At 69.1% G+C, this 19,376-nt stretch carries 18 protein-coding genes and 2 pseudogenes; 8 read left to right on the top strand and 12 right to left on the bottom strand.

Annotated elements, in window-relative coordinates; all coding sequences use genetic code 11:
• Positions 1–15 precede the first annotated feature (15 nt).
• Positions 16–1,536: a hypothetical protein gene (locus ACIQM3_RS23605; RefSeq protein WP_401627258.1), complete on the bottom strand. Its 1,521-nt coding sequence runs from the start codon at positions 1,534–1,536 to the stop codon at positions 16–18.
• 272 nt (positions 1,537–1,808) lie between these two features.
• On the opposite strand from ACIQM3_RS23605, the gene ACIQM3_RS23600 reads away from it, so the two are divergent.
• Positions 1,809–2,288 carry a hypothetical protein gene (locus tag ACIQM3_RS23600; RefSeq protein WP_401627256.1) on the top strand — a complete coding sequence of 160 codons (480 nt, stop codon included), beginning with the start codon at positions 1,809–1,811 and terminating at the stop codon, positions 2,286–2,288.
• A 24-nt stretch (positions 2,289–2,312) separates the two neighbouring features.
• On the opposite strand, the gene ACIQM3_RS23595 is transcribed toward ACIQM3_RS23600, so the two are convergent.
• Both ACIQM3_RS23595 and ACIQM3_RS23590 read right to left on the bottom strand, forming a co-directional pair.
• Positions 2,313–2,825 (bottom strand): DUF1772 domain-containing protein, encoded by a 513-nt coding sequence (locus tag ACIQM3_RS23595; protein WP_401627254.1) that lies wholly within the window; start codon positions 2,823–2,825, stop codon positions 2,313–2,315.
• Complete coding sequence (locus ACIQM3_RS23590; RefSeq protein ID WP_401627252.1) at positions 2,822–3,220, bottom strand: VOC family protein; 399 nt, start codon at positions 3,218–3,220, stop codon at positions 2,822–2,824. The genes ACIQM3_RS23595 and ACIQM3_RS23590 overlap by 4 nt, the downstream gene beginning before the upstream one ends.
• Positions 3,221–3,492: 272 nt before the next feature.
• Between ACIQM3_RS23590 and ACIQM3_RS23585 the strand changes: the two genes are divergently transcribed.
• The 3 genes from ACIQM3_RS23585 (at position 3,493) to ACIQM3_RS23575 (ending at position 5,961) form a co-directional block, all read left to right on the top strand.
• A complete protein-coding gene (locus ACIQM3_RS23585) occupies positions 3,493–4,371 on the top strand; it encodes a septum formation family protein (RefSeq protein WP_401627250.1) in 879 nt (292 codons plus the stop codon).
• Between the two features lie 109 nt (positions 4,372–4,480).
• Positions 4,481–5,164, top strand: a complete 684-nt coding sequence (locus ACIQM3_RS23580) for a TetR/AcrR family transcriptional regulator (RefSeq protein WP_401627249.1) — start codon at positions 4,481–4,483, stop codon at positions 5,162–5,164.
• Positions 5,161–5,961 carry an N-formylglutamate amidohydrolase gene (locus tag ACIQM3_RS23575; protein ID WP_401627448.1) on the top strand — a complete coding sequence of 267 codons (801 nt, stop codon included), beginning with the start codon at positions 5,161–5,163 and terminating at the stop codon, positions 5,959–5,961. The genes ACIQM3_RS23580 and ACIQM3_RS23575 overlap by 4 nt, the downstream gene beginning before the upstream one ends.
• Positions 5,962–5,970: 9 nt before the next feature.
• Here ACIQM3_RS23575 and ACIQM3_RS23570 read toward each other — a convergent pair whose 3' ends face one another.
• Both ACIQM3_RS23570 and ACIQM3_RS23565 read right to left on the bottom strand, forming a co-directional pair.
• The gene (locus tag ACIQM3_RS23570; RefSeq protein WP_401627247.1) at positions 5,971–6,405 is read right to left on the bottom strand and encodes a VOC family protein; all 435 of its coding nucleotides are present in this window, start codon (positions 6,403–6,405) and stop codon (positions 5,971–5,973) included.
• A 198-nt stretch (positions 6,406–6,603) separates the two neighbouring features.
• Positions 6,604–6,828 (bottom strand): annotated as a pseudogene (locus ACIQM3_RS23565) (IS5/IS1182 family transposase); the annotation flags it as partial.
• Between the two features lie 266 nt (positions 6,829–7,094).
• On the opposite strand from ACIQM3_RS23565, the gene ACIQM3_RS23560 reads away from it, so the two are divergent.
• Together ACIQM3_RS23560 and ACIQM3_RS23555 are read left to right on the top strand one after the other, a co-directional pair.
• Positions 7,095–8,294 (top strand): hypothetical protein, encoded by a 1,200-nt coding sequence (locus ACIQM3_RS23560; RefSeq protein WP_401627245.1) that lies wholly within the window; start codon positions 7,095–7,097, stop codon positions 8,292–8,294.
• A gap of 8 nt (positions 8,295–8,302) precedes the next feature.
• Positions 8,303–8,896: a hemerythrin domain-containing protein gene (locus tag ACIQM3_RS23555; RefSeq protein ID WP_401627244.1), complete on the top strand. Its 594-nt coding sequence runs from the start codon at positions 8,303–8,305 to the stop codon at positions 8,894–8,896.
• Positions 8,897–9,441: 545 nt separating this feature from the next.
• Here ACIQM3_RS23555 and ACIQM3_RS23550 read toward each other — a convergent pair.
• Entirely contained in the window at positions 9,442–9,798 is a 357-nt protein-coding gene (locus ACIQM3_RS23550) for a hypothetical protein (protein WP_401627242.1), read from the bottom strand.
• Positions 9,795–11,537 (bottom strand): cytochrome c oxidase subunit I, encoded by a 1,743-nt coding sequence (gene ctaD, locus ACIQM3_RS23545; protein WP_401627241.1) that lies wholly within the window; start codon positions 11,535–11,537, stop codon positions 9,795–9,797. Before ctaD ends, ACIQM3_RS23550 begins: the two co-directional genes overlap by 4 nt.
• A gap of 557 nt (positions 11,538–12,094) precedes the next feature.
• On the opposite strand from ctaD, the pseudogene ACIQM3_RS23540 reads away from it, so the two are divergent.
• Both ACIQM3_RS23540 and ACIQM3_RS23535 read left to right on the top strand, forming a co-directional pair.
• A pseudogene (locus ACIQM3_RS23540) lies at positions 12,095–12,464 on the top strand (transposase); the annotation flags it as partial.
• 134 nt (positions 12,465–12,598) lie between these two features.
• The gene (locus ACIQM3_RS23535) at positions 12,599–13,438 is read left to right on the top strand and encodes an aldo/keto reductase (protein WP_401627239.1); all 840 of its coding nucleotides are present in this window, start codon (positions 12,599–12,601) and stop codon (positions 13,436–13,438) included.
• 20 nt (positions 13,439–13,458) lie between these two features.
• On the opposite strand, the gene rbsD is transcribed toward ACIQM3_RS23535, so the two are convergent.
• Genes rbsD through ACIQM3_RS23510 form a run of 5 tightly spaced genes read right to left on the bottom strand, consistent with a single transcriptional unit; the run spans position 13,459 to position 19,324 of the window.
• On the bottom strand, positions 13,459–13,848 hold the full coding sequence (rbsD, locus tag ACIQM3_RS23530) for a D-ribose pyranase (protein ID WP_401627237.1): 390 nt from the start codon (positions 13,846–13,848) through the stop codon (positions 13,459–13,461).
• The gene (locus tag ACIQM3_RS23525) at positions 13,845–14,783 is read right to left on the bottom strand and encodes a ribokinase (protein ID WP_401627236.1); all 939 of its coding nucleotides are present in this window, start codon (positions 14,781–14,783) and stop codon (positions 13,845–13,847) included. The genes rbsD and ACIQM3_RS23525 overlap by 4 nt, the downstream gene beginning before the upstream one ends.
• A gap of 20 nt (positions 14,784–14,803) precedes the next feature.
• Positions 14,804–16,765 carry a substrate-binding domain-containing protein gene (locus tag ACIQM3_RS23520; RefSeq protein ID WP_401627234.1) on the bottom strand — a complete coding sequence of 654 codons (1,962 nt, stop codon included), beginning with the start codon at positions 16,763–16,765 and terminating at the stop codon, positions 14,804–14,806.
• Positions 16,755–18,311 (bottom strand): sugar ABC transporter ATP-binding protein, encoded by a 1,557-nt coding sequence (locus ACIQM3_RS23515; RefSeq protein ID WP_401627232.1) that lies wholly within the window; start codon positions 18,309–18,311, stop codon positions 16,755–16,757. Before ACIQM3_RS23515 ends, ACIQM3_RS23520 begins: the two co-directional genes overlap by 11 nt.
• Entirely contained in the window at positions 18,308–19,324 is a 1,017-nt protein-coding gene (locus ACIQM3_RS23510) for a LacI family DNA-binding transcriptional regulator (RefSeq protein ID WP_401627230.1), read from the bottom strand. The genes ACIQM3_RS23515 and ACIQM3_RS23510 overlap by 4 nt, the downstream gene beginning before the upstream one ends.
• Positions 19,325–19,376: the final 52 nt, after the last annotated feature.

Below are 19,376 nucleotides of genomic sequence, written 5' to 3'. Positions count from 1 at the left end.
GGTCCGGTCAGCCGATTATCCGGTGGCCGCCGTCCAGCCGGTGGCGGGGCCCGGCAGCAGATAGGTCCGGTGGGGGCCGGGGCCACGGCCGGCCGGCAGGGGGACCGCCCGCGTGGCGCCGGTGCCCGGGGGCGGTGCGCCGCCCTCGGGCACCAGGACGGCCGTGGGTACGCGCCGCGCGAGGTCGTGGAGGGTTTCGGGGCTGATGCTCGCGTCGTGCCCGTCGGTCTGGCGCGAGGCACAGCCGGCGTAGTAGGCGATCGGCACGGCCTGGTCACCGCTGACCACGCAGGGCGGACGCACACCCAGCCGGTTCAGCGCCCCGGCGGCGGCGGCGAACTCCGCGGTCGTGGCGTGGCTCGTGCGGACGACATGGCTGAGCACGGAGAGCTGGACGGTGAGATGAGCGGCCAGGGCCAGCGTCAGCGCGGCGGCTCCCGCGGGGCGGCGTGAGCGCCGTGTCCGGGCGTAGAGGTGCGCCACGTGTTCCGCCACGGGCACGGCCAGCAACGCGTAGGCGGGGAGGAGGAATCGGGGCGCGGCGTATTCGACCAGGAACAGATACGGGACAGCCGACGAGAGGCCCGTCGCCGTCGCCAGCAGTGCCGTGACACCTCGGCCCGCACGCCGGGCCGCCGCGATCCCGCCGGCCGCGAGGAGGGGCAGTGCCACCCACCACACGGCTGTGGCCGGGTTCTCCCAGCCGATGTCGCAGGGGCGGCACAGGGTCCGGCCGGCGAGCGATCGCAGGTGGTCGTCGACCGCGAAGTTCCACCCGAGCCCGCCCTGGATCTCGCCGGCCCGGTGCAGTCGGTTGCCGAGGCCGCCGTAGTGGGCGTACGCCTCGGCGGCCCAGGGCGCGCAGCCTGCCACGAGTCCGCCGGCGAGCGCAGCGAACAGGCGCGGCAGGCGTCGGCCGGGTACCAGGGAGACGGCGAGGGCCAGCGGCAGCGCGAGCCAGAAGCCGTCGGCCGGCCGCATCAGAGCGACCAGCGCCACGGCCACGCCCGCGCCTGCCGTCTCCGTCGGCCCGGCTCCACCGCGCAGGGCCCTCACGACCCACCCGGTCGCGGCCAGTGCCCCCAGCGCGCACCACAGGTTGGGCATGGCGGCGGGGCCGTAGAACAGGGTCGGCCACAGGCCCGCGAACAGTGCGCCCGCGCCTACGAGTACGGGTGTGGGCAGCGCCTTCCGCCAGATCCACAGGGCGAGGAGCAGGGCGGCGGCGGACACCAGGGCGAGGTAGATCCGGAGCACGGTGGTGGAGGGGGTGAGCGCGGCGACCGGAGCGACCAGGTAGGAGATACCCCGGGCGCGGGGGGCGCTGAAGAAGGCGGGAGGGGCGTTGCCGCCGACCTGGCTGACGTAGACCGTCTCGTCCCATGCCAGCCCTGAACCCGGTACGACGAAGGCGAGTTGGACTGCGGCGAAGACCAGTGCGAGCGCCGTCAGCCACGGCAGCGGGCCGGATGCCCGCAGGCTCGGCGGGACGTCCGGCGTCCTCTGCGACGGGCTCAGTGGCGGGCATTCGTGCATGGCCGCTCCTCTCCTCACCGGGGCCGCAGGGCGGGGGTGCGCGGCCTTGGTCAACGAGAGAGGTGCGCCGGTGGTCACGCGGTGCTGTGCGCCATGACCGGCGGTCGGTGCTGGGCGTCATGACCGGCCGGGGGGATGGGTATCCCCCAGTCCCCCTGGGGGATAGCCCCCATATAAGTCGGGGCCTGGCTGCATCGCTGGGGGGACGTGCCGTCCCTAGGTTGTGGGGTGGAATCAGAGGACCGTCCCCGCATCCCACCCGGAGGAACCCCGTGACCGCCCGATCGCACCTGCCGACGAAGCGCACCGCCCATCCGCTGGCCGCGGCGTTCGTGCGCTTCGTCGTCTGCGGGGGCGGAGTCGGACTGGCCGCCAGTGGTGCGCTGGTGCTGCTGGGCGAGCGGATACCGCTGGTCCTCGCCAACGCCGTGATCACCGTCGTCTCCACGGTGATAGCGACGGAGCTGCACAGCCGGATCTCCTTCCGGAGCGACCGCACGGGGTGGCGGGTCCACCTGCAGTCCGGGCTGACGGTGGTGGTGAGTTACGCGTTCACCACCGGCGCACTGCTCGTGCTGCACAGCGTGCAGTCCGCTCCCTCCGCGCTCGTCGAGCAGACCGTCTATCTGTCGGCGTCCGCGGCGGCCGGGGTCGGGCGGTTCGCACTGCTGCGGGTGGTCGTCTTCACCCCGGCTCCCGTGCAGTCGGGCTCCCCCGCCCTGACCAGGCCGGCGGTCGCGATCGCGGCCTGATCCCCCCGGGTTCCCGTGGATCCCCTAGGAGCTCAACTCCCGTACGGCCGTCCCATGGACGTAGAGCGCCCACAGCAGGGCGCCGAGGGACGCGGTGTGGAGGGCGGCGCGGACGGTGTTCCATGTGACCCAGCGGTCCTCGAACGCGGCGCGCGCTTCCGTGAGCCGGTCGGGGGCCGAGTCGAGCGGCACCTTGTCGAGTGTGTCGTTGAGCGGGACGTTCTGCGTTCCGGTGACGAGGAACGCCGCCCCGTAGAGCACCAGCGCGGCGATGATCCACGGCAGGGCTCCCCCGCTGTGCCCCTTCGCGGCGAGGACCGTCGCCAGCACCAGCAGCGGTAGTGGCAGCAGGAAGGGGGTGAGGAACCAGCCGTTGATGATGGCCCGGTTGATGTGCTGCATGCTCTGGACGAACGCCCGGTCGTCGCCGCGGGACAGGCCCGGCATGACGGCGTAGGAGAAGGCGCAGAACAGCCCGGCCATCAGGGCCGTCCCCATGGCCGAGGCGAGGAGTGCCACGGTCTGCAATGTCCTCATGCGTGCTCCGAATCCGGCGCTGCGGCCCACTCGACGAACTGGACGACGACCCCGTTGGGGTCGGTGATCTGGAACAGGCGCTCGCCCCACGGTTCTTCGCGTAGCGGCATCGTGATCTCGACGCCTTCCGCGCGCAGCCGCTTCTCCTCGTCCTCCAGACCGGTGAGGGTGAAGGCGAGGATCAGTCCGGAGGCATGCTGGTCGCGCTGGGCGGCGGGCAGGACGTCGATGCCGCGGCGCAGGAGAACGATATCGACCGCGGCGTCCTCTCGGGCGAGAGAAGCGAAGTCCTCGGTGGCGACGGTCTCGCTGTACCCGAGGTGGGTGGTGAAGAAGACCTTGGACGCGGCGACGTCGTCGATGGTGAGCGAGACGGTGGACGTGGTGATCTGCATGCGGACTCCTGCGGCGATGTCGTTCAAGGGGAAGTCAGGTGACAGTTCGTCAGTTGATGGACCAGCAAGGGGCGTTGCCGCTCCACTGGGCCGCACCCCACCTTTCATGCGAGAACATTTTTACCATGGACGTAATTTTAGCCCTGGCCAACACTGACCGTCAACGTAAAAATGCCACAAGCGCACGTTCCACCCGCACACAGAGCCGTCACACATATGCCATACGATGCGCACACCTGTTCACAGCTCTTCCGCTTGAGGATGCCCACGTCATGTTTTTCGGTGTCACGTCCCGTTCAGCGCGCGGCATATCCGCCGCCGTCGCCCTTCTCGCGATCGGCGCGGTGGGCTGCGCCGATGCCATCGACAGCGCCAAGGCCGGCGCCAAGAAGGCGATTCGCCAGCGGTCGGTCTTCTCGCTCACTCCGGGCGACTGCTACAACCCGAACAGCGGGGCGACCGCGAGCCAGGAATTCAGCGTCGAGATCGTCCCGTGCGGGGAGGCGCACAAGGGTCAGGTCGTCGGCGAGTTCAGCATCAAGGGAGAGTCGGCATACCCCGGTGACGACGGGGCCACGAAGATCGCCGACAAGCAGTGCCCGGTGGAGTCGCAGAAGTTCATCTCCGACACCTGGGCGGTCCCGGCGGGCGTCGGCCTCTTCTACTACTACCCCACCAGCGAGACCTGGAAGACCGGCGACCGGGCGGTGAGCTGTACGTACGCCAAGGAGTCGGGCACGTTCTCCGGATCGCTCGAGAGCAAGTCCCTGAACGCCGACCAGCTGGCATACCTGAAGGGCTCCAACGCCGTCTACGAGGCTTTCTGGAACAACCAGCCCGAGGCGGACCAGATCGAGAACGACCTGGCCGGTTACAAGGAGCAGGCCGAGGCTGTCTCCTCGGCGCTGAACGCCCACGTGGCCGATCTGAAGAGCATGGAGCAGCCGGAGACCACCAAGCTCCGCACGCGACTGGAGGAGACTGCCGGCGCGTGGGAGGAGGCGGCCTCGGCCGGGAGCATCGACGACTTCTACATCGCCTACGACCTCGCCTTCACGGGCATCGACCCGAATAAGACGGTCGCCGCCCGCAAGGAGTTGAAGCTCGCCACCACCGTCCCGGCCGACGACGCCGAGGTCTGGGCGAACTGACCTCTCCCTTCGCACGTGCCGCCCCACCGGCCCTTGTCGGCGGGGCGGCGGCGTCCGGGTCTCACACCGGTCGGCGTAAAAAAAGATACGACGAGTATAAACTTCACTCATGAGCATCCAGGCGAGCACCGAGACCGTCGGACTTCGCGAGTCGAAGAAGCGCGAGACGCGGCAGTCGATCTCCGACCACGCGACCAGGCTCTTCGTCGAGCAGGGCTTCGAGCGGACGACGATCGCCGAGATCGCCACCGCCGCCCGGGTCGCGAAGAAGACGGTGACCAACTACTTCGCGCGCAAGGAGGATCTGGCGCTGGACCACCAGGACCAGTTCGTGGCGAGCCTGGCGCGTACGGTCGCCGGCCGCGCCGCCGGTGAATCGGCTCTCGCCGCGCTCCGTCGCGGCTTCCTGGCCTCCGCCGCGGCGCAGGATCCGGTAGTGGGATTCGCCGGCCCCAGGTTCTCCCGGATGGTCGCCGACAGCCCGACGCTCTCGACCTGCCTGCGCGGCCTGCACGACCGGCGCGAGGACGCTCTGGCGGAGGTGCTCGCCGAGGCGACCAACACCTCCGCCGACGACATCACCCCGTGCACGGCGGCCGCCCTGCTCGGCGGGGTGCACCGCGTCCTGTTCCGGCGCATCCAGGAACTGACGCTGGCGGGCAGGGGCAACCCCGAGATCGCCGCGATCATCGGGGAAGAGGCCGTCGCCGCCTTCGATCTGCTGGAGCCGGCCCTCGCGGGTTACGCGATCGCACCCCACCCCGAGGCCTCACGTACGAGGGCCGACTCCTGAGCCCCGAGCCGTCCCCCTTCCAGCTCCTGCCCGGCGCCGCCGGGTCTCCGGTGCTGCTGCATGTCCCCCACTCCTCCCGGGTCGTCCCGGAGCGCGTGCGCCATGGCATCGTGCTCGACGACAAGGCCCTCGACGCCGAACTCGACCACATCACGGACTCCCATACGGCCGACCTGGCCGCCAGGACCTCCGCGGGCAGCGCGGTGGCCCCCTGGCGCTTCGTCAACGGCCTGTCGCGGCTGGTCGTCGATCCGGAGCGGTTCCCCGACGACCGGGAGGAGATGCTGGCCGCCGGCATGGGCGCGGTCTACACGCGCACCACGCACCGGGAGCGGCTCCGTCCGCCCGGTGAGGATCCGGAGCCGCTGCTCGACCGCTATTTCCGCCCTTACGCCCGCGCGATGACCGCCGCAGTCGACGACCGGCTGGCCGCCACGGGCCGTGCCGTCGTCATCGACGTCCACTCCTACCCGGCCATCGCGCTCCCGTACGAGCTGCACGGCACCGGCCCGCGGCCTCCGGTCTGTCTGGGCACCGACGGCTTCCACACTCCGCCCGGGCTTCTGGCCCGGGCGGAGGCGGCGTTCGCTGGATTCGGCGGCACGGGACTGAACAGCCCGTTCCCCGGTACGTATGTTCCGCTGAAGCACTACGGGACGGACCGGCGGGTCGGCGCGCTGATGATCGAGATCCGGCGCGACCTGTACATGACCGAGCCGGGCGGCCCGGCCGGCCCGGGGCTCGACGCACTCGCCACGGCGCTGGCCACGCTGGTCGACGGGCTCACGGACGCATGACGGCGGCGGCTACCTGGGACGGGTGTAGGGCCGGGTCATGATCTCCATGTTGTGGCCGTCCGGGTCCTTGAAGTAGGCCCCGCGGCCACCGAAGAGCCGGTTGATACGGCCGGGTTCCTTGTGATGGGGGTCGGCGTAGTAGGTGACGTCGAGCGCCTCGAGCCGGGCGACCATGGTGTCGAACTGTGCGTCGGGGACGAGGAAGGCATAGTGCTGCGACTGCACCGGCTCGCCCCGCAGTTCGTAGTAGTCGAGCGTCACGCCGTTGCCCAGGTCGACAGGGAGGAACGGCCCGAACGGGCGGCCGACCTCAAGGCCCAGGACGGTGGCGAGGAACTCGGCCGACAGGTTGCGGTCTCTGGCGAACACGGCGTGGTGGTCCAATTGGACGACGTCGACGCCCTGCTCGCTTCTGTGCGGGTCCTGCTGCTGTGTGTGGGACATGTCTGCTGCTTCTCCGTGTCGTGGATTCCGCTGGGAAGGGGGCGCCGCGCAGGGCGCCGGGCGGGAGAACACGACAGGGTGGCGGGGCTCGCGCCCGCCATGCGCTCATGCAGGAGCCGGGCTTCTCTCTCGTACATGGCCCAAGGCCGACCCGGCAGTCACAGGCCCGATTCTATACCGCGTCCTATGGGGTGAGGCTCGCCCTGAGCGTTCGCTGGACTCGATGCTTTTGCGGGTGACGCGAACACCGATGGGCTTGTCTCTGAGCCATTTCCGCAGGTGGGGGGCGTCGTATGCCTGGTCCATGTGGAGACGGTGGGGATTGAAGTAGCGACCGCGGTGGGGGTCGTGTCTCGTGTGGTGACCCTCGGCCATCGGCTTCAGTGCGAGGCTGTCGTGGGTGTGCGCGGCGGAGAGGCCGACGCGCGCAGCCGCTGGTCGGCTGCGGCGGCCTTCTTGCGGGCCCGGTCGACTGGCGTCTTGGCGCTCTTACTGTGCCGCCCAGCGTGGTAACGGCGGGGCGGAGGGATTACGTCATACGGGCCCCGGTAGGTCTGACTGGGCGTGTGCAATAGCGGCTCCTGTCGTTCGGGGTTAAGCATGGCGGGTGGTGCCCTGCGGACGCTCGGCAGAGCTGGATCGCGACTACGAGGGTGCTCCGTCCGTCTGTCCCACCGAGGAGACTTCTGGTGACCTTCAATCCGCTTGAGCAGCGTGGTATCCCGCTGGACCGGCAGTTGCGCAGTTGGCGTGAGTTGAACGTCAAGCCGATCGATCCGGACCACTGCGACCCCTACACCCGGTGCCGGATCATCACGATGAACGGTATCGAGGTCGAGGCGATCCTGTTCAGCCACCAGCTGGCGCGGAATTGCCCGGACCCCGAGATCAAACGGCAGCTGGCCCGCACGCGCTACATCGAGGCGCAGCAGCAGAAGGTGGTGAACTGGCTTCTGCCAGGCGTTTCATCGGTGCTGGAGACGACGATCGCTTACGAGCAGGTGGCGGTGGACCTCACCGCCTGGGTCGCGCGCATGGAGCCGGACCCGTATCTGAAGCAGGCGTACCAGTTCGGCGTGCTGGAGGACTTCGACCACCTGTATCGGTACGCGAACCTGTACGAGATGATCGAGCACCGCAAGGCGGAGGCGATCGTGGACGGGCTGACCGAGGTGATGCCCGGCCGGCCGACGAAGTACCACCACCGTGACCCGGTGGACAACGTCCGCGACTCGTACGCGAAGGACGAGACGAATCCGCTGTCGAAGCTCCACGCGCTGACGATCATGTCGACGGAGCAGCAGACGATGAACTTCTACATGAACACCGGCCCCACCTACATGGAGCCGATCGCCCGCCAGCTCTACCAGGAGATCGGGCTGATCGAGGAAGAGCACGTCACCCACTACGAGTCGTTGGTGGACCCGGGTGAGACGTGGTGGGAGCAGTTGGTCAACCACGAGTACAACGAGTGCTACCTCTACCACTCCTTCATGGAGCAGGAGAGCGACCCCAAGGTGAAGGCCATCTGGGAGCTGCACCTGAACATGGAGCTCGAGCACCTTCACATCGCGTGTGACCTCATGCGGCGCCATGACGGTCGCGAACCGGAGTCGGTGCTGGCTCCCGAGTTGCCCAACGTGCTCACCTTCGAACCGAACAAGGCGTACGTGCGCGAGCTGTTGGATACCCAGATGGATCTGACGACTCTGGGCGCCGGCTACGTACGCGAGGCCCACGAGCGATTCGAGGCCTTGCAGGAGCAGATCCACGGCGGTGAGGAGCCTCCGAGCGAGCGGGTCATCACGGAGCACGACGCCGTGTTCGGCCGCGAGTACCGCGTGCAGTCCGAGGGCGAGCACCCCGATCCCGCCATGCGCGAGAAGTGAGGCCCGGCATGTCCGAACTTCAGACCCCGCATGCCGGTGACGACCAGGCTCAGGACGCCGACGTCGTGGCACTGCTCATGCGACAACATGGCGACATCCGCAATCTGTTCGACGAGGTCGAGGCCGGGGCCGGTGAGGACCGCCGCGACGCGTTCCGCCGCCTGGTGCGCCTGCTCGCCGTCCACGAGACCGCGGAAGAGGAAGTCGTCCATCCCTTCGCCCGACGCAGCTTCCCGGGCGGCGAGCAAATCGTCGAGGACCGTCTGGCCGAGGAGAAGGCCGCCAAGGAAACCTTGGCGGCGCTCGACGATCTGGACACCGACGACCCGACGTTTATGCCTCGGTTCATGAAGTTGCGCACGGACGTCCAGGAGCACGCCCGCGCCGAAGAGAGGTACGAATTCATCCACATTCGCCGCAGCACCGATCTCACGAACCTCGCGGCGATGGCCAAGGCGGTCAAGGCCGCTGAAGCCATGGCTCCCACCCGCCCCCACCCGGGAGTCGAGTCCGGCGCGGCCAACATGGCTCTCGGCCCGGTGGCCGCACTGATGGACCGCACCAAGGACGCCGTGCGCAAAGCCATGGGCCAAGAGCGTTGACCACCTTGTTCCAGGGCTCTTACGACTCACGGAATGCGCCGCTGTCCTGATCTGCCTGGAGAGCAGAGCTCCGTCGCTCGCCCCGCTGATCCGGCCGACGATGAGCTTCATGAAAGAGAGATGCACAATGGCCACGGAAAGCCACAGTTGCTTCTATCGCCGACCGGACCATCCATGAACTAGGGGGCCTGGGAAGCGTTCTGGTACGTCAACGGCGCGACCATGGCGAGCTCGGTCGTCTGATGGGGCTCTATGAGTCCGGCGATGGATCGCCGGCCCAGCGGCGGGGCTGGCTCAAAGACGTCGTTCAGCACACCTTCAGCCATGCCTTTGCCGAGGAGGTCGTGCTCTGGCCTGTGCCGGCCAGGAGGGCGACGACGGAGGCGACTCCCTGGGCGTCGCCGGCCCCCCTCTCCTAGCACGTGGCATCAGGCCGCCGGTGCCGCAGTGGCGGTTCCCCGCGCGAAGCAAGATGTATGGGCGGCCTGTCGTTACGGCCGCCCACACTCGACGTGAAGACCCATCCCCTCTTACATACCCGTCGGTTAGCGGGTGGTGAGGGCCTGGAGGGTGAAGTGAGCAAAGCCGGCGCCAGCCGCGCCGATGAGGAGTGCTACGGCGACGCATCGGCGGCGTAGCAGGTCGTGGGCCTTGTGGGCGGCGTGCTGTCGGACCAATTCAGTGCGTAGGCGGTGGGAGGCCTTGAGGTGCTCGCGTGTGTAGAGGGTTGCGAGTTGTTGGCGTTCGGTGGTGGTGAGGCGGGGCATGCGGTCCGCGAACACCTCTGCCACCTGCCGGGCGCGGGAGAATTCGGTCTGCGCCGCCAGGAAGCGCTCGATCTCATGGATGCCCGCAGCAGGGCCCGGGGTTGGCAGCCCAGGGGGCGGGGATGCGGATTTCATGTGTCGTCGCGGCCCTTGTCCTCGTTGCCCAACGGGGGCGCGACGCCCATCCCAGGTTCGATGACGTCTCGTCGGCCTCCGTGCCGGGCTTTTTCCAGATCGGCGACGGCGGGGTAGTGGAGGTCGAATGCCGGCGATTCGGAGCGGATCTTGGGCATGGTGAGGAAGTTGTGTCGCGGCGGCGGGCATGAGGTGGCCCATTCCAGGGATCGGCCGTAGCCCCAGGGGTCGTCGACGTCGATGCGCTTTCCGGTCTTGGCGGTCTTCCAGATGTTGTAGAGGAAGGGAAGCGTGGAGCCGCCCAGGAGGAAGGCTCCGATGGAGGAGACGGTGTTCAGGGCGGTGAAGCCGTCGGCGGCGAGGTAGTCGGCGTAGCGGCGGGGCATGCCTTCAGCGCCGAGCCAGTGCATGACGAGGAAGGTGGTGTGGAAGCCGATGAACAGGGTCCAGAAATGGATCTTCCCGAGGCGTTCGTCGAGCATCGTGCCGGTCATCTTGGGCCACCAGAAGTGGAATCCGGCGAACATGGCGAAGACGACCGTGCCGAAGACGACGTAGTGGAAGTGGGCTACGACGAAGTAGCTGTCGGTGACGTGGAAGTCAAGGGGTGGTGAGGCCAGGATGATGCCGGTCAGTCCGCCGAAGAGGAACGTCACGAGGAAGCCGATCGACCACAGCATGGGCGTCTCGAAGGACAGGGAGCCCTTCCACATGGTGCCGATCCAGTTGAAGAACTTCACCCCGGTCGGTACTGCGATGAGGAAGGTCATGAAGGAGAAGAACGGCAGTAGTACCGCGCCGGTGGCGAACATGTGGTGCGCCCACACGGTCGCGGAGAGCCCGGCGATCGCGATGGTGGCGCCGACCAGGCCCACATAGCCGAAGACCGGCTTGCGGGAGAAGACCGGGAGAATTTCGGTGATGATCCCGAAGAACGGCAGGGCGATGATGTAGACCTCGGGATGGCCGAAGAACCAGAACAGGTGCTGCCACAGCAGCGCGCCCCCGTTCTCGGGGTTGAAGACCTGCGCGCCGAATTTCCGGTCGGCTTCCAGCACCAGCAGGGCCGCGGCCAGAACGGGGAAGGCCAGCAGGACCAGTACGGACGTCAGCAGGATGTTCCAGGTGAAGATCGGCATTCGGAACATGGTCATGCCCGGCCCACGCATGCAGATGATCGTGGTGATGAAGTTGACGGCACCGAGAATGGTGCCGAAACCGGACAGAGCCAGGCCCATGATCCACATGTCGCCGCCGACGTACGGGGTGCGCTCACCGCCGCTGAGCGGGGTGTAGGCAGTCCAGCCGAAATCGGCCGCTCCCTGTGACGTCATCAAGCTGCTGACGACGATGAGACCGCCGAAGAGGAACAGCCAGAACGACAGCATGTTCAGCCGGGGGAACGCTACGTCGGGAGCCCCGATCTGCAACGGCATGATCGCGTTGGCGAACCCGGCGAACGTCGGAGTCGCGAAGAACAGCAGCATGATCGTGCCGTGCAGCGTGAAGGTTTGGTTGTACTGCTCCGGGGACAAGATCTGCAGCCCGGGGCGGGCCAACTCCGCACGCAACAGCAGCGCCATCACGCCGGCGACGAGGAAGAAGAAGAACGACGCACCCAGGTACAGGTGACCGATCTTCTTGTGATCCGTCGTGGTCAGCCAGCTGATCACGACGCTACCCGGGCCCCGTCCCTCAACGGGCACCAAAGTGGGTGGCTCGGTGGTGGATACGTTCATGCGAGGACTCCCCTGCACAATGGAAAAGCTGTTCGAGCGCGCGTCCCGTGCCCACGAACTGCCGAACGACGACGCCACTTGTCTACCGGCACCCATGCCACTGCGCGCGCGTTCACCACCTGCGCAAACGGGTGACAGAGCGGCCGGAGCAGGGAGATGCCGCCCCGGACAGCCGGGGGGAAGGGTACGGCGCGGCATTGACGAGCGTGAGTTGCCGCCCCCTGCCGGCCGGCCTGGCCCGGCGTCAGCCTCGCGCGCAGCTTTCCACGATGCGGGCTATGCGAGTGAGCATGGTGCGGTGACTGAGCTGCAGCGCGTCCACTGCCGTCTCGTGGCATCTCACGCACCTTTCTCGCGAAGGCTGCCCACCGAGCCTGTGGAACTACTGCTCGACGCCGTGAGCGAACGTCGTGCGGAGACCACGGACCGACCACGACTGCAGTCAGCGGAGGCACTCCGCAGGGATGACGCTGGTGTCCAAGAGCGGGGCGCGGACCCGCGCCTGCGAGTGCATACGAGTGAGACTCAGCAGGCCGGGCACCGGTGGTCGGTACATCCGAAGGAAGGTATCCGGCAAGACGCACGTCCTGTCGGACGCGAAGGTGCTGCCCCTCCTCGTCGGCCTCTCCGCCGCGAACGTCCACGACAGCCTCGCCCTGAACCCGGTGATCATGGGTCACCACACGAGACACGACCTCACCGCGGCCGGTGCTTCAAGCCTCAGCGTCTCCGTGCGGACAAGGCATACGACCTCCCTCACCTGCGGAAATGGCTATGGGGCAAGCACCCATCGGCATGCGCATCGCCCGTAAGGGAGTCGAGTCCAGCGAACGGTGAGAACGCCTACCCCGCAACCACCTGGCCTTCCCCTGGGCTCGCCGCCGCTCTTTTTGTTGCTACAAGCGCCTCGCCCGCCTCACCACATAGGACACGGTCCAAGGGCTCAGGAATCCTGCCGCAACGGAGTTGCGGACGCCCGACGAGCACGCTCGCAGTACCGGCCGTCTCGGCCAACTGAGCTGCTAACGTGTCACGTTGACCCGAGAGGATCTACGCGACATATGACAGCGACAGCGTTTCGTATCGGTGGGGATCTAGAGGTGCGGCGGCTCGGATTCGGAGCCATGCGCTTGCCGACCGAACCGGGGGCCGCCCGCGAGACCGGTCTCTCGGTCGCCCGCCGCGCGGTCGAGTTGGGCATCACACTGATCGACACCGCGCACATGTACGGCGGCGGGGCCAACGAGGAACTCCTCGCCGAAGCTCTGCACCCCTACCCCGAGGACCTCCTGATCACCACGAAGGTCGGCCTCACGCGGCCGGACCCCTCGGCCGACTGGAAGCTCGACGGGAGGCCGGCCGTCCTGCGCGACCAGGTGGAGCAAGGGCTGCGCCGCCTGCGTGTCGAGCGGATCGAACTCCTTCAGCTGCACCGCATCGATCCGGAGACTCCGCTCGCCGACCAGCTCGGCACGCTGCGGGACCTCCGGGACGAGGGCAAGATCGGCCGCATCGGCCTCTCCGAGGTGACCGCCGACGAACTCGCGGAGGCGCGGGAGACCGTGGAGATCGCCAGCGTGCAGAACCGCTACAACCTGCTCGACCGTGAGCACGAGCCCGTCCTCGCCGCCTGCGAGGCGGAGGGGATCGCGTTCCTGCCGTGGCGCCCGGTGGTCTGGGGCGACTCCGGGGCGAACACCGAGATCCTCGCCGTGGCGGCCGAGCTGGAGGCCACCCCCACACAGGTCGCCCTGGCCTGGCTGCTCGCACACTCGCCGGTCGTCCTCCCGATCCCGGGCACGGCCCGGATCGATCACCTGGAGGAGAACGCCGCGGCGGGGAGTGTCCGTCCGACCCCCGCCCACCTCGAGATCCTCGACCGGTTGGCCGCGCCGAAGTAGGGGCCCGGCCGGGGCCGGTGTCAGAAGAAGACACCGCACCTCAGCAGCACGTTGGCGTACGGCCGGGCCTCCCCTGTCCGCACCACCAGACGGGCGGACGCGGTGAGCGCCTTCAGCTGTTCGTGCGACACGTGTGTGAGGTCCGGGAGGCGGGCGGTCAGGAGTCGGGCGGCTTCGGGGTTCGCCTCCCGTATCTCCTCGGCCGCCGTCGCGCCCTCCACGGCCAGTTCGTCCAGCAGGCCGTCCAGGACCTCGGCGAAGGACGGGACGCCCGCCCGGAAGGCGAGGTCGACCACGCGGGGGCCCGGAGGGATGGGCATGCCCACGTCGCAGATCAGCACGCCGTCGCCGTGACCGAGTTCGGCCAGCGCTCCCGCCAGATGGCGGTTCAGGATGCCTGACTTCTTCACAGCGCGTCGACCTCTTCCACTGTCGGGAAGGACGCCTGCGCGCCTTCCTTGGTGACGGCTGCCGCGCCGACCCGTACGGCGAACGCGGCGGCCTCGGTGAGTTCCTCGCCCAGGCCGAGCCGCCAGGCCAGTGCCGCGGTGAACGCGTCGCCCGCGCCCGTCGTGTCCACGGCGTCGACCCGGGGGCTCGGCACGCGTACGGGGTCGCCCCCACGGGTGTCGGAGACCAGCGCGCCTTCGGCACCCAGGGTGATCACCACCGATCGGGGGCCGAGGGCGGTCAGTCCGCGGGCCCAGGATTCCGGGGTGTTGCCCGCGCCCTCCCCCAGGATGTAGCGCGCCTCGTGCTCGTTGACCACCAGCGGGTCGCAGGCGGCCAGCACCTCGTCGGGGAGCGGCGCGGGCGGGGAGGGGTTGAGGACCAGCCGCGTGCCCGGGCCGAGGGCACGGGCCGTCTCCGCGACGGTGTCCAACGGGATCTCCAGCTGTACGGAGACCACGCGGGCCGACGCGAGGAGCGGTCCCGCGGCCCTGATGTCCTCTGGGGTCAGCCGGGCGTTGGCGCCCGGGGAGACGACGATGCTGTTGTCGCCCGAGGGGTCGACGGTGATGAGGGCCACGCCGGTGGGCGCCCCTCCGACGAGGACTCCGTCGGTGTCGACCCCCGCCTCCTGCTGCGAGGCACGCAGCAGCCGCCCGTGGGCGTCGTCGCCGACCCGGGCCAGGAGCGCCGTACGGGCACCGAGGCGGGCGGCGGCGACCGCCTGGTTGGCGCCCTTGCCGCCGGGGTGGACGACGAGGTCGGAGCCGAGCACCGTCTCCCCCGGCCCGGGGCGGCGGTCGACACCGACGACCAGGTCGGCGTTGGCCGACCCGACGACCAGGAGGTCGTGCCCGGAGGGCGCGGAGGCTGCGGAGGCGTCGGTCGATTGCATCAGGGCAGTGCCTTTCGTGATCAGGAGAAGTCGGCGACGTTCTTCCGGGTGACGACCTTGACCGGCACCTTCACCATGCTGTCGATCTTCTTGCCGTCGGCAGCCTTGACGGCGTTCTGTACGGCGATCTTCCCCAGTTCCCCGGGCTGCTGGGCCACGGAGGCGTACAGGGTGCCCGCCTCGACCGCCGTCAGGCCGTCGGGGGTCCCGTCGAAGCCGACGACCGGCACGGACTTGCCGGCCTTGCCGCCCAGTGCCTTGACCGCGCCGAGCGCCATCTCGTCGTTCTCGGCGAAGACGCCGTTGACGCCGGGGTGGGACTGGAGCAGGTTGGTCATGACGTCCAGGCCCTTGGTGCGGTCGAAGTCGGCCGGCTGGGTCGCCACGATCCTGATGTCCGGGTACGCCTTCATCCCTGCGGCGAAGCCCGCGCCGCGCTCACGGCTGGCGGAGGTGCCGGCGGTGCCCTGGAGGACGATGATGCTGCCCTTGCCGCCGAGCCGGTCGGCGAGTGTCTTCGCGGCGAGCTTGCCGCCCGCGACGTTGTCGGAGGCGACGAGTGTCGCCGTCTCGGCCTTGTTGACGCCCCGGTCCGCGGCGACGACCGGGATGTCCGCCTTGTTGGCGTTGCGGACGCCGGGGCCGACCGCGTCGGAGTCCACCGGGTTGACGATGACGGAGTCCACGCCGGAGCTGGTGAAGTTCTCCAGCTGGTTGGCCTGTTGGGAGGCGTCGTTCTGGGCGTCGGTGACGGTGAGGTCGACCCCCGCCTTCTCGGCCTCCTGCTGGGCGCCCTCCTTCATCTGGACGAAGAAGGGGTTGTTCAGGGTGGAGAGCGACATGCCCACCTTGGTGGTGGTGCCGGAGGAACCGGACTTGAAGAAGGTCACGGCGGCGATGACGGCGGCCAGGCAGACCACCGCGATGCCCAGCTGCATCGCGCCCTTGCGGCCCTTTCCGGGTGATCCGGGCGCGGCGGACGCGCCTCCGGCGGATGCGCCGGAACCGGCCTTGCGGCGCAGCGTGTCCAGCAGCACCGCGAGGGCGATGACGACGCCGATGACGACCTGCTGCCAGAAGGCGGACACGGACAGGAGGTTGAGGCCGTTACGCAGCACGGCGAGGATCAGTGCGCCGATCAGGGTGCCGGACGCCTTGCCGACGCCGCCCGCGAGGCTGGCGCCGCCGATGACGACCGCGGCGATCGCGTCGAGTTCGTACCCCTGTGCCGCCTGCGGCTGTGCGGAGACCAGACGGGAGGCGAGGACGATGCCGGCCACGGCGGCGAAGAGGCCGGAGAGGGCGTAGATGGCGAGCTTCTGCTTCTTGACGCGCAGTCCGGACAGCCGGGCCGCTTCCTCGTTGCCGCCGATGGCGTACATGGAGCGGCCGATGTAGGTGCGGGCCAGGATGAGTGCCGCTATCAGGCCCATCGCGATCATCACGAGGACCGGGACGGGCAGCCAGCCGCCGAGCGTGTCACCGAGCACGGAGACGGAGTCGGGGAAGGGGATCGGCCGGCCCTGGGAGATGACCAGGGACAGCCCCCTCGCCACGGAGAGCATGGCCAGTGTCGCGATGAACGACGGCAGCTTGCCGTAGGCGACGAGGGCGCCGCTGACGAAGCCGCAGGCGATGCCGGTGGCCACGGCGATGATGACCGCCAGCCAGACGGGGACGCCCGCGGACGTCGCCGACCAGGCGAGGACGGTGGCGGAGAGCGCGGCGACCGAGCCGACGGAGAGGTCGATGCCCGCCGAGACGATGACGAAGGTGACGCCGAACGCGAGGATCGCGGTCACCGCGGCCTGGACACCGACGTTCAACAGGTTCTGGGTGGTGAGGAAGTCGCCGGAGAGCAGCGACATCGCCACCAGGAGGACGACCAGCGCGCTGAGCGCGCCGTTGTCGAGCAGGAGGCGGCGAAGGGTGTGTCCGGCGCCGCCCGCGCCCGTCTTGCTCGGATGCGTGTCAGTGGCCACGGGGGCTCTCCTCTGCGTTCTCTGCGTGCTCTGCGTGCTTGTCGGGGGCGATCACCAGCGCGGCGCTGACGGCGAGGGCCATCACGGCGTCCTGGGTGGCTTCGTGGGCGGGGAGCTCTCCGGCGATGCGGCCCTGGGCCATGACCAGGACCCGGTCGCTCATGCCGAGGACCTCGGGCAGGTCGCTGGAGATCATCAGGACGGCGTGGCCGGAGGCCGTCAGCTCGTTGATGAGCTGGTAGATCTCGACCTTCGCGCCGACGTCGATGCCACGGGTCGGCTCGTCGAGGATCAGGACCCGGGTGTCGGCCAGGAGCCACTTCCCGATGACGACCTTCTGCTGGTTGCCGCCGGAGAGGGTGCGGACGTGCTGGCCGAGGCCCGCCATGCGTACGCCGAGCTGCTCGGCGATGCGGGCGGCGGCGGTGCGCTGGCCCTTGACGTCGACGATGCCGGAGCGAGTCGCCGAGCGGAGGGTGACCAGGCCGAGGTTCTCCTGGACGGAGGCGTCGAGCACGAGCCCCTGGCCCTTGCGGTCCTCGGGGACGAGCCCGATCCCGGCACCCATGGCCGCGGTCACGTCATGCTTGCCCAGCCGCTCGCCGCCTACCTCGACGGTTCCGGCGTCATAGGGGTCGGCGCCGAAGACCGCGCGGGCGACCTCGGTGCGGCCGGCTCCGACGAGTCCGGCGAGGCCGACGACCTCACCGGCCTTCACGTCGAAGCTGATGTCGTGGAACACTCCGTCCCGGGTGAGGCCGCGAACCGAGAGCAACGACGGCCCTGTTTCCGGGCGTTCGCGCGGGTACTGCTGGTCGATGCTGCGTCCCACCATGAGCTGGACGAGCTCCGCCTCGGGTGTCGAGGCGGGCACCTGGTCGATGCTACGGCCGTCGCGCAGGACGGTGACGCGGTCGCCGAGTGCGGCGATCTCGTCGAGGTGGTGGGTGATGAAGACGACGCCGACGCCGTCCGCGCGTAGCTGCCGCACGATCGCGAAGAGCTTGTCGACCTCCTCGGAGGTGAGGACCGCGGTCGGCTCGTCCATGATCAGGACCCGTGCGTCCAGGCTGAGCGCCTTCGCGATCTCGACCATCTGCAGCCGGGCGATGCCCAGTTCACGGACCCTGGCCCTGGGTGAGACGTGCAGGCCGACACGGCGCAGGAGCACCTCGGCGTCGGCCTCCATGCGCCCGCGGTCGATCATGCCGAAGCGGCGCGGCTGGCGGCCCAGGAAGATGTTCTCGGCGACGGTGAGGTCGGGGACCAGGTTGAACTCCTGGTAGATCGTGGCGATCCCGAGCCTCTCGGCGTCCTGCGCTCCGTGGATGCGCACCTCCTGGCCGCCGGCGAAGATCCGGCCGCGGTCCGGGCGGTAGGCGCCGGAGAGCATCTTGATGAGGGTGCTCTTGCCCGCGCCGTTCTCACCGAGGAGGACGTGCACCTCGCCGCTGCGCAGGTCGAAGTCGACACTGTCCAGCGCGACGACACCGGGGAAGGTCTTGCGTACGCCTTCGATGCGCAGCAACTCGACTGATTCGCTCACTCGTTGCTCCCGGGGGTGGATGGGCGCTCGCCGCAGGAGCTGCGTACGACGAGGCGGGCGGGCAGGGTCACGGACTGCGGGGGGCGGCCCTCGACGATGTCGATCAGCGCGCGCACGGCGGCTCGGCCGAGATCGCCGGTCGGCTGAGCGATCGCGGTGATCGGCGGGGCGGTGTGAAGGAACCACGGGATGTCGTCGAAGGCCGCGATCCCGATGTCCTCGGGGACACGCAGGCCGCGTGCGCGGATCGCGTCCAGGGCGCCGAGCGCCATGAGGTTGTCGGCGGCGAACACGATCTCGGGCGGTTCCGGCAGCGACAGGAAGCTCTCGGTGGCGCGCCGGCCGCTGTCGGCCTGGAAGTCACCCTGCCCGATGTAGGAGTCGGGCAGCGCGAGGCCGTGGGTTCGCATCGCTTCCCGGAAGGCCTCGACGCGTTCGTTGCCCGTGGTGGTGGCGGCCGGGCCCGCGATGATGGCGAGCCTGCGGTGGCCGAGGGCGTGCAGATGGGCGACCAGGTCCTGGATGGCCCGGTGCCCGTCAGCGCGCACGACGGGGATGTCCACCCCGGGGATCCAGCGGTCGACGAAGACCATCGGGGTTCCGGTGCGCGCGACGTCCAGTAGCAGCGGGGAGTCCCCGTCGGCGGGCGAGACCAGGAGCCCGTCGATCCTGCGGTCCAGGAGCGTACGGACGTGGTGGTCCTGCTGTTCGAGCCGCTCGTCGGCGTTGCCGATGATCACGCTGTAGCCGAGTCCGCGCGCCTCCTCCTCGACGGAGCGGGCCAGCGCGGTGAAGTACGGATTGAGCACGTCGCTGATGACGAGGCCGAGCGTGCGTGTCTGGTCGGTGCGCAGCGACCGGGCCACGGCGTTGGGCCGGTAGCCGAGGGCGTCGACGGCGGCGAGGACACGTCTGCGTGCGTCCGGGCTGACGGAGGGATGGCTGTTGAGGACGCGTGAGACCGTGGCGACAGAGACTCCTGCCTGGGCCGCGACATCCTTGATGCTCGCCATTTCCGGACCACCTCCTTGTGGTTTCCGTGACCCTCGAGACCAGCGGAAACGA

The organism is Streptomyces sp. NPDC091271, assembly GCF_044757505.1.
Classification (GTDB): Bacteria; Actinomycetota; Actinomycetes; order Streptomycetales; family Streptomycetaceae; genus Streptomyces.
The sequence above is the reverse complement of the archived record's forward strand: the minus strand, read 5'-3'. Positions and strand labels throughout refer to the sequence as shown.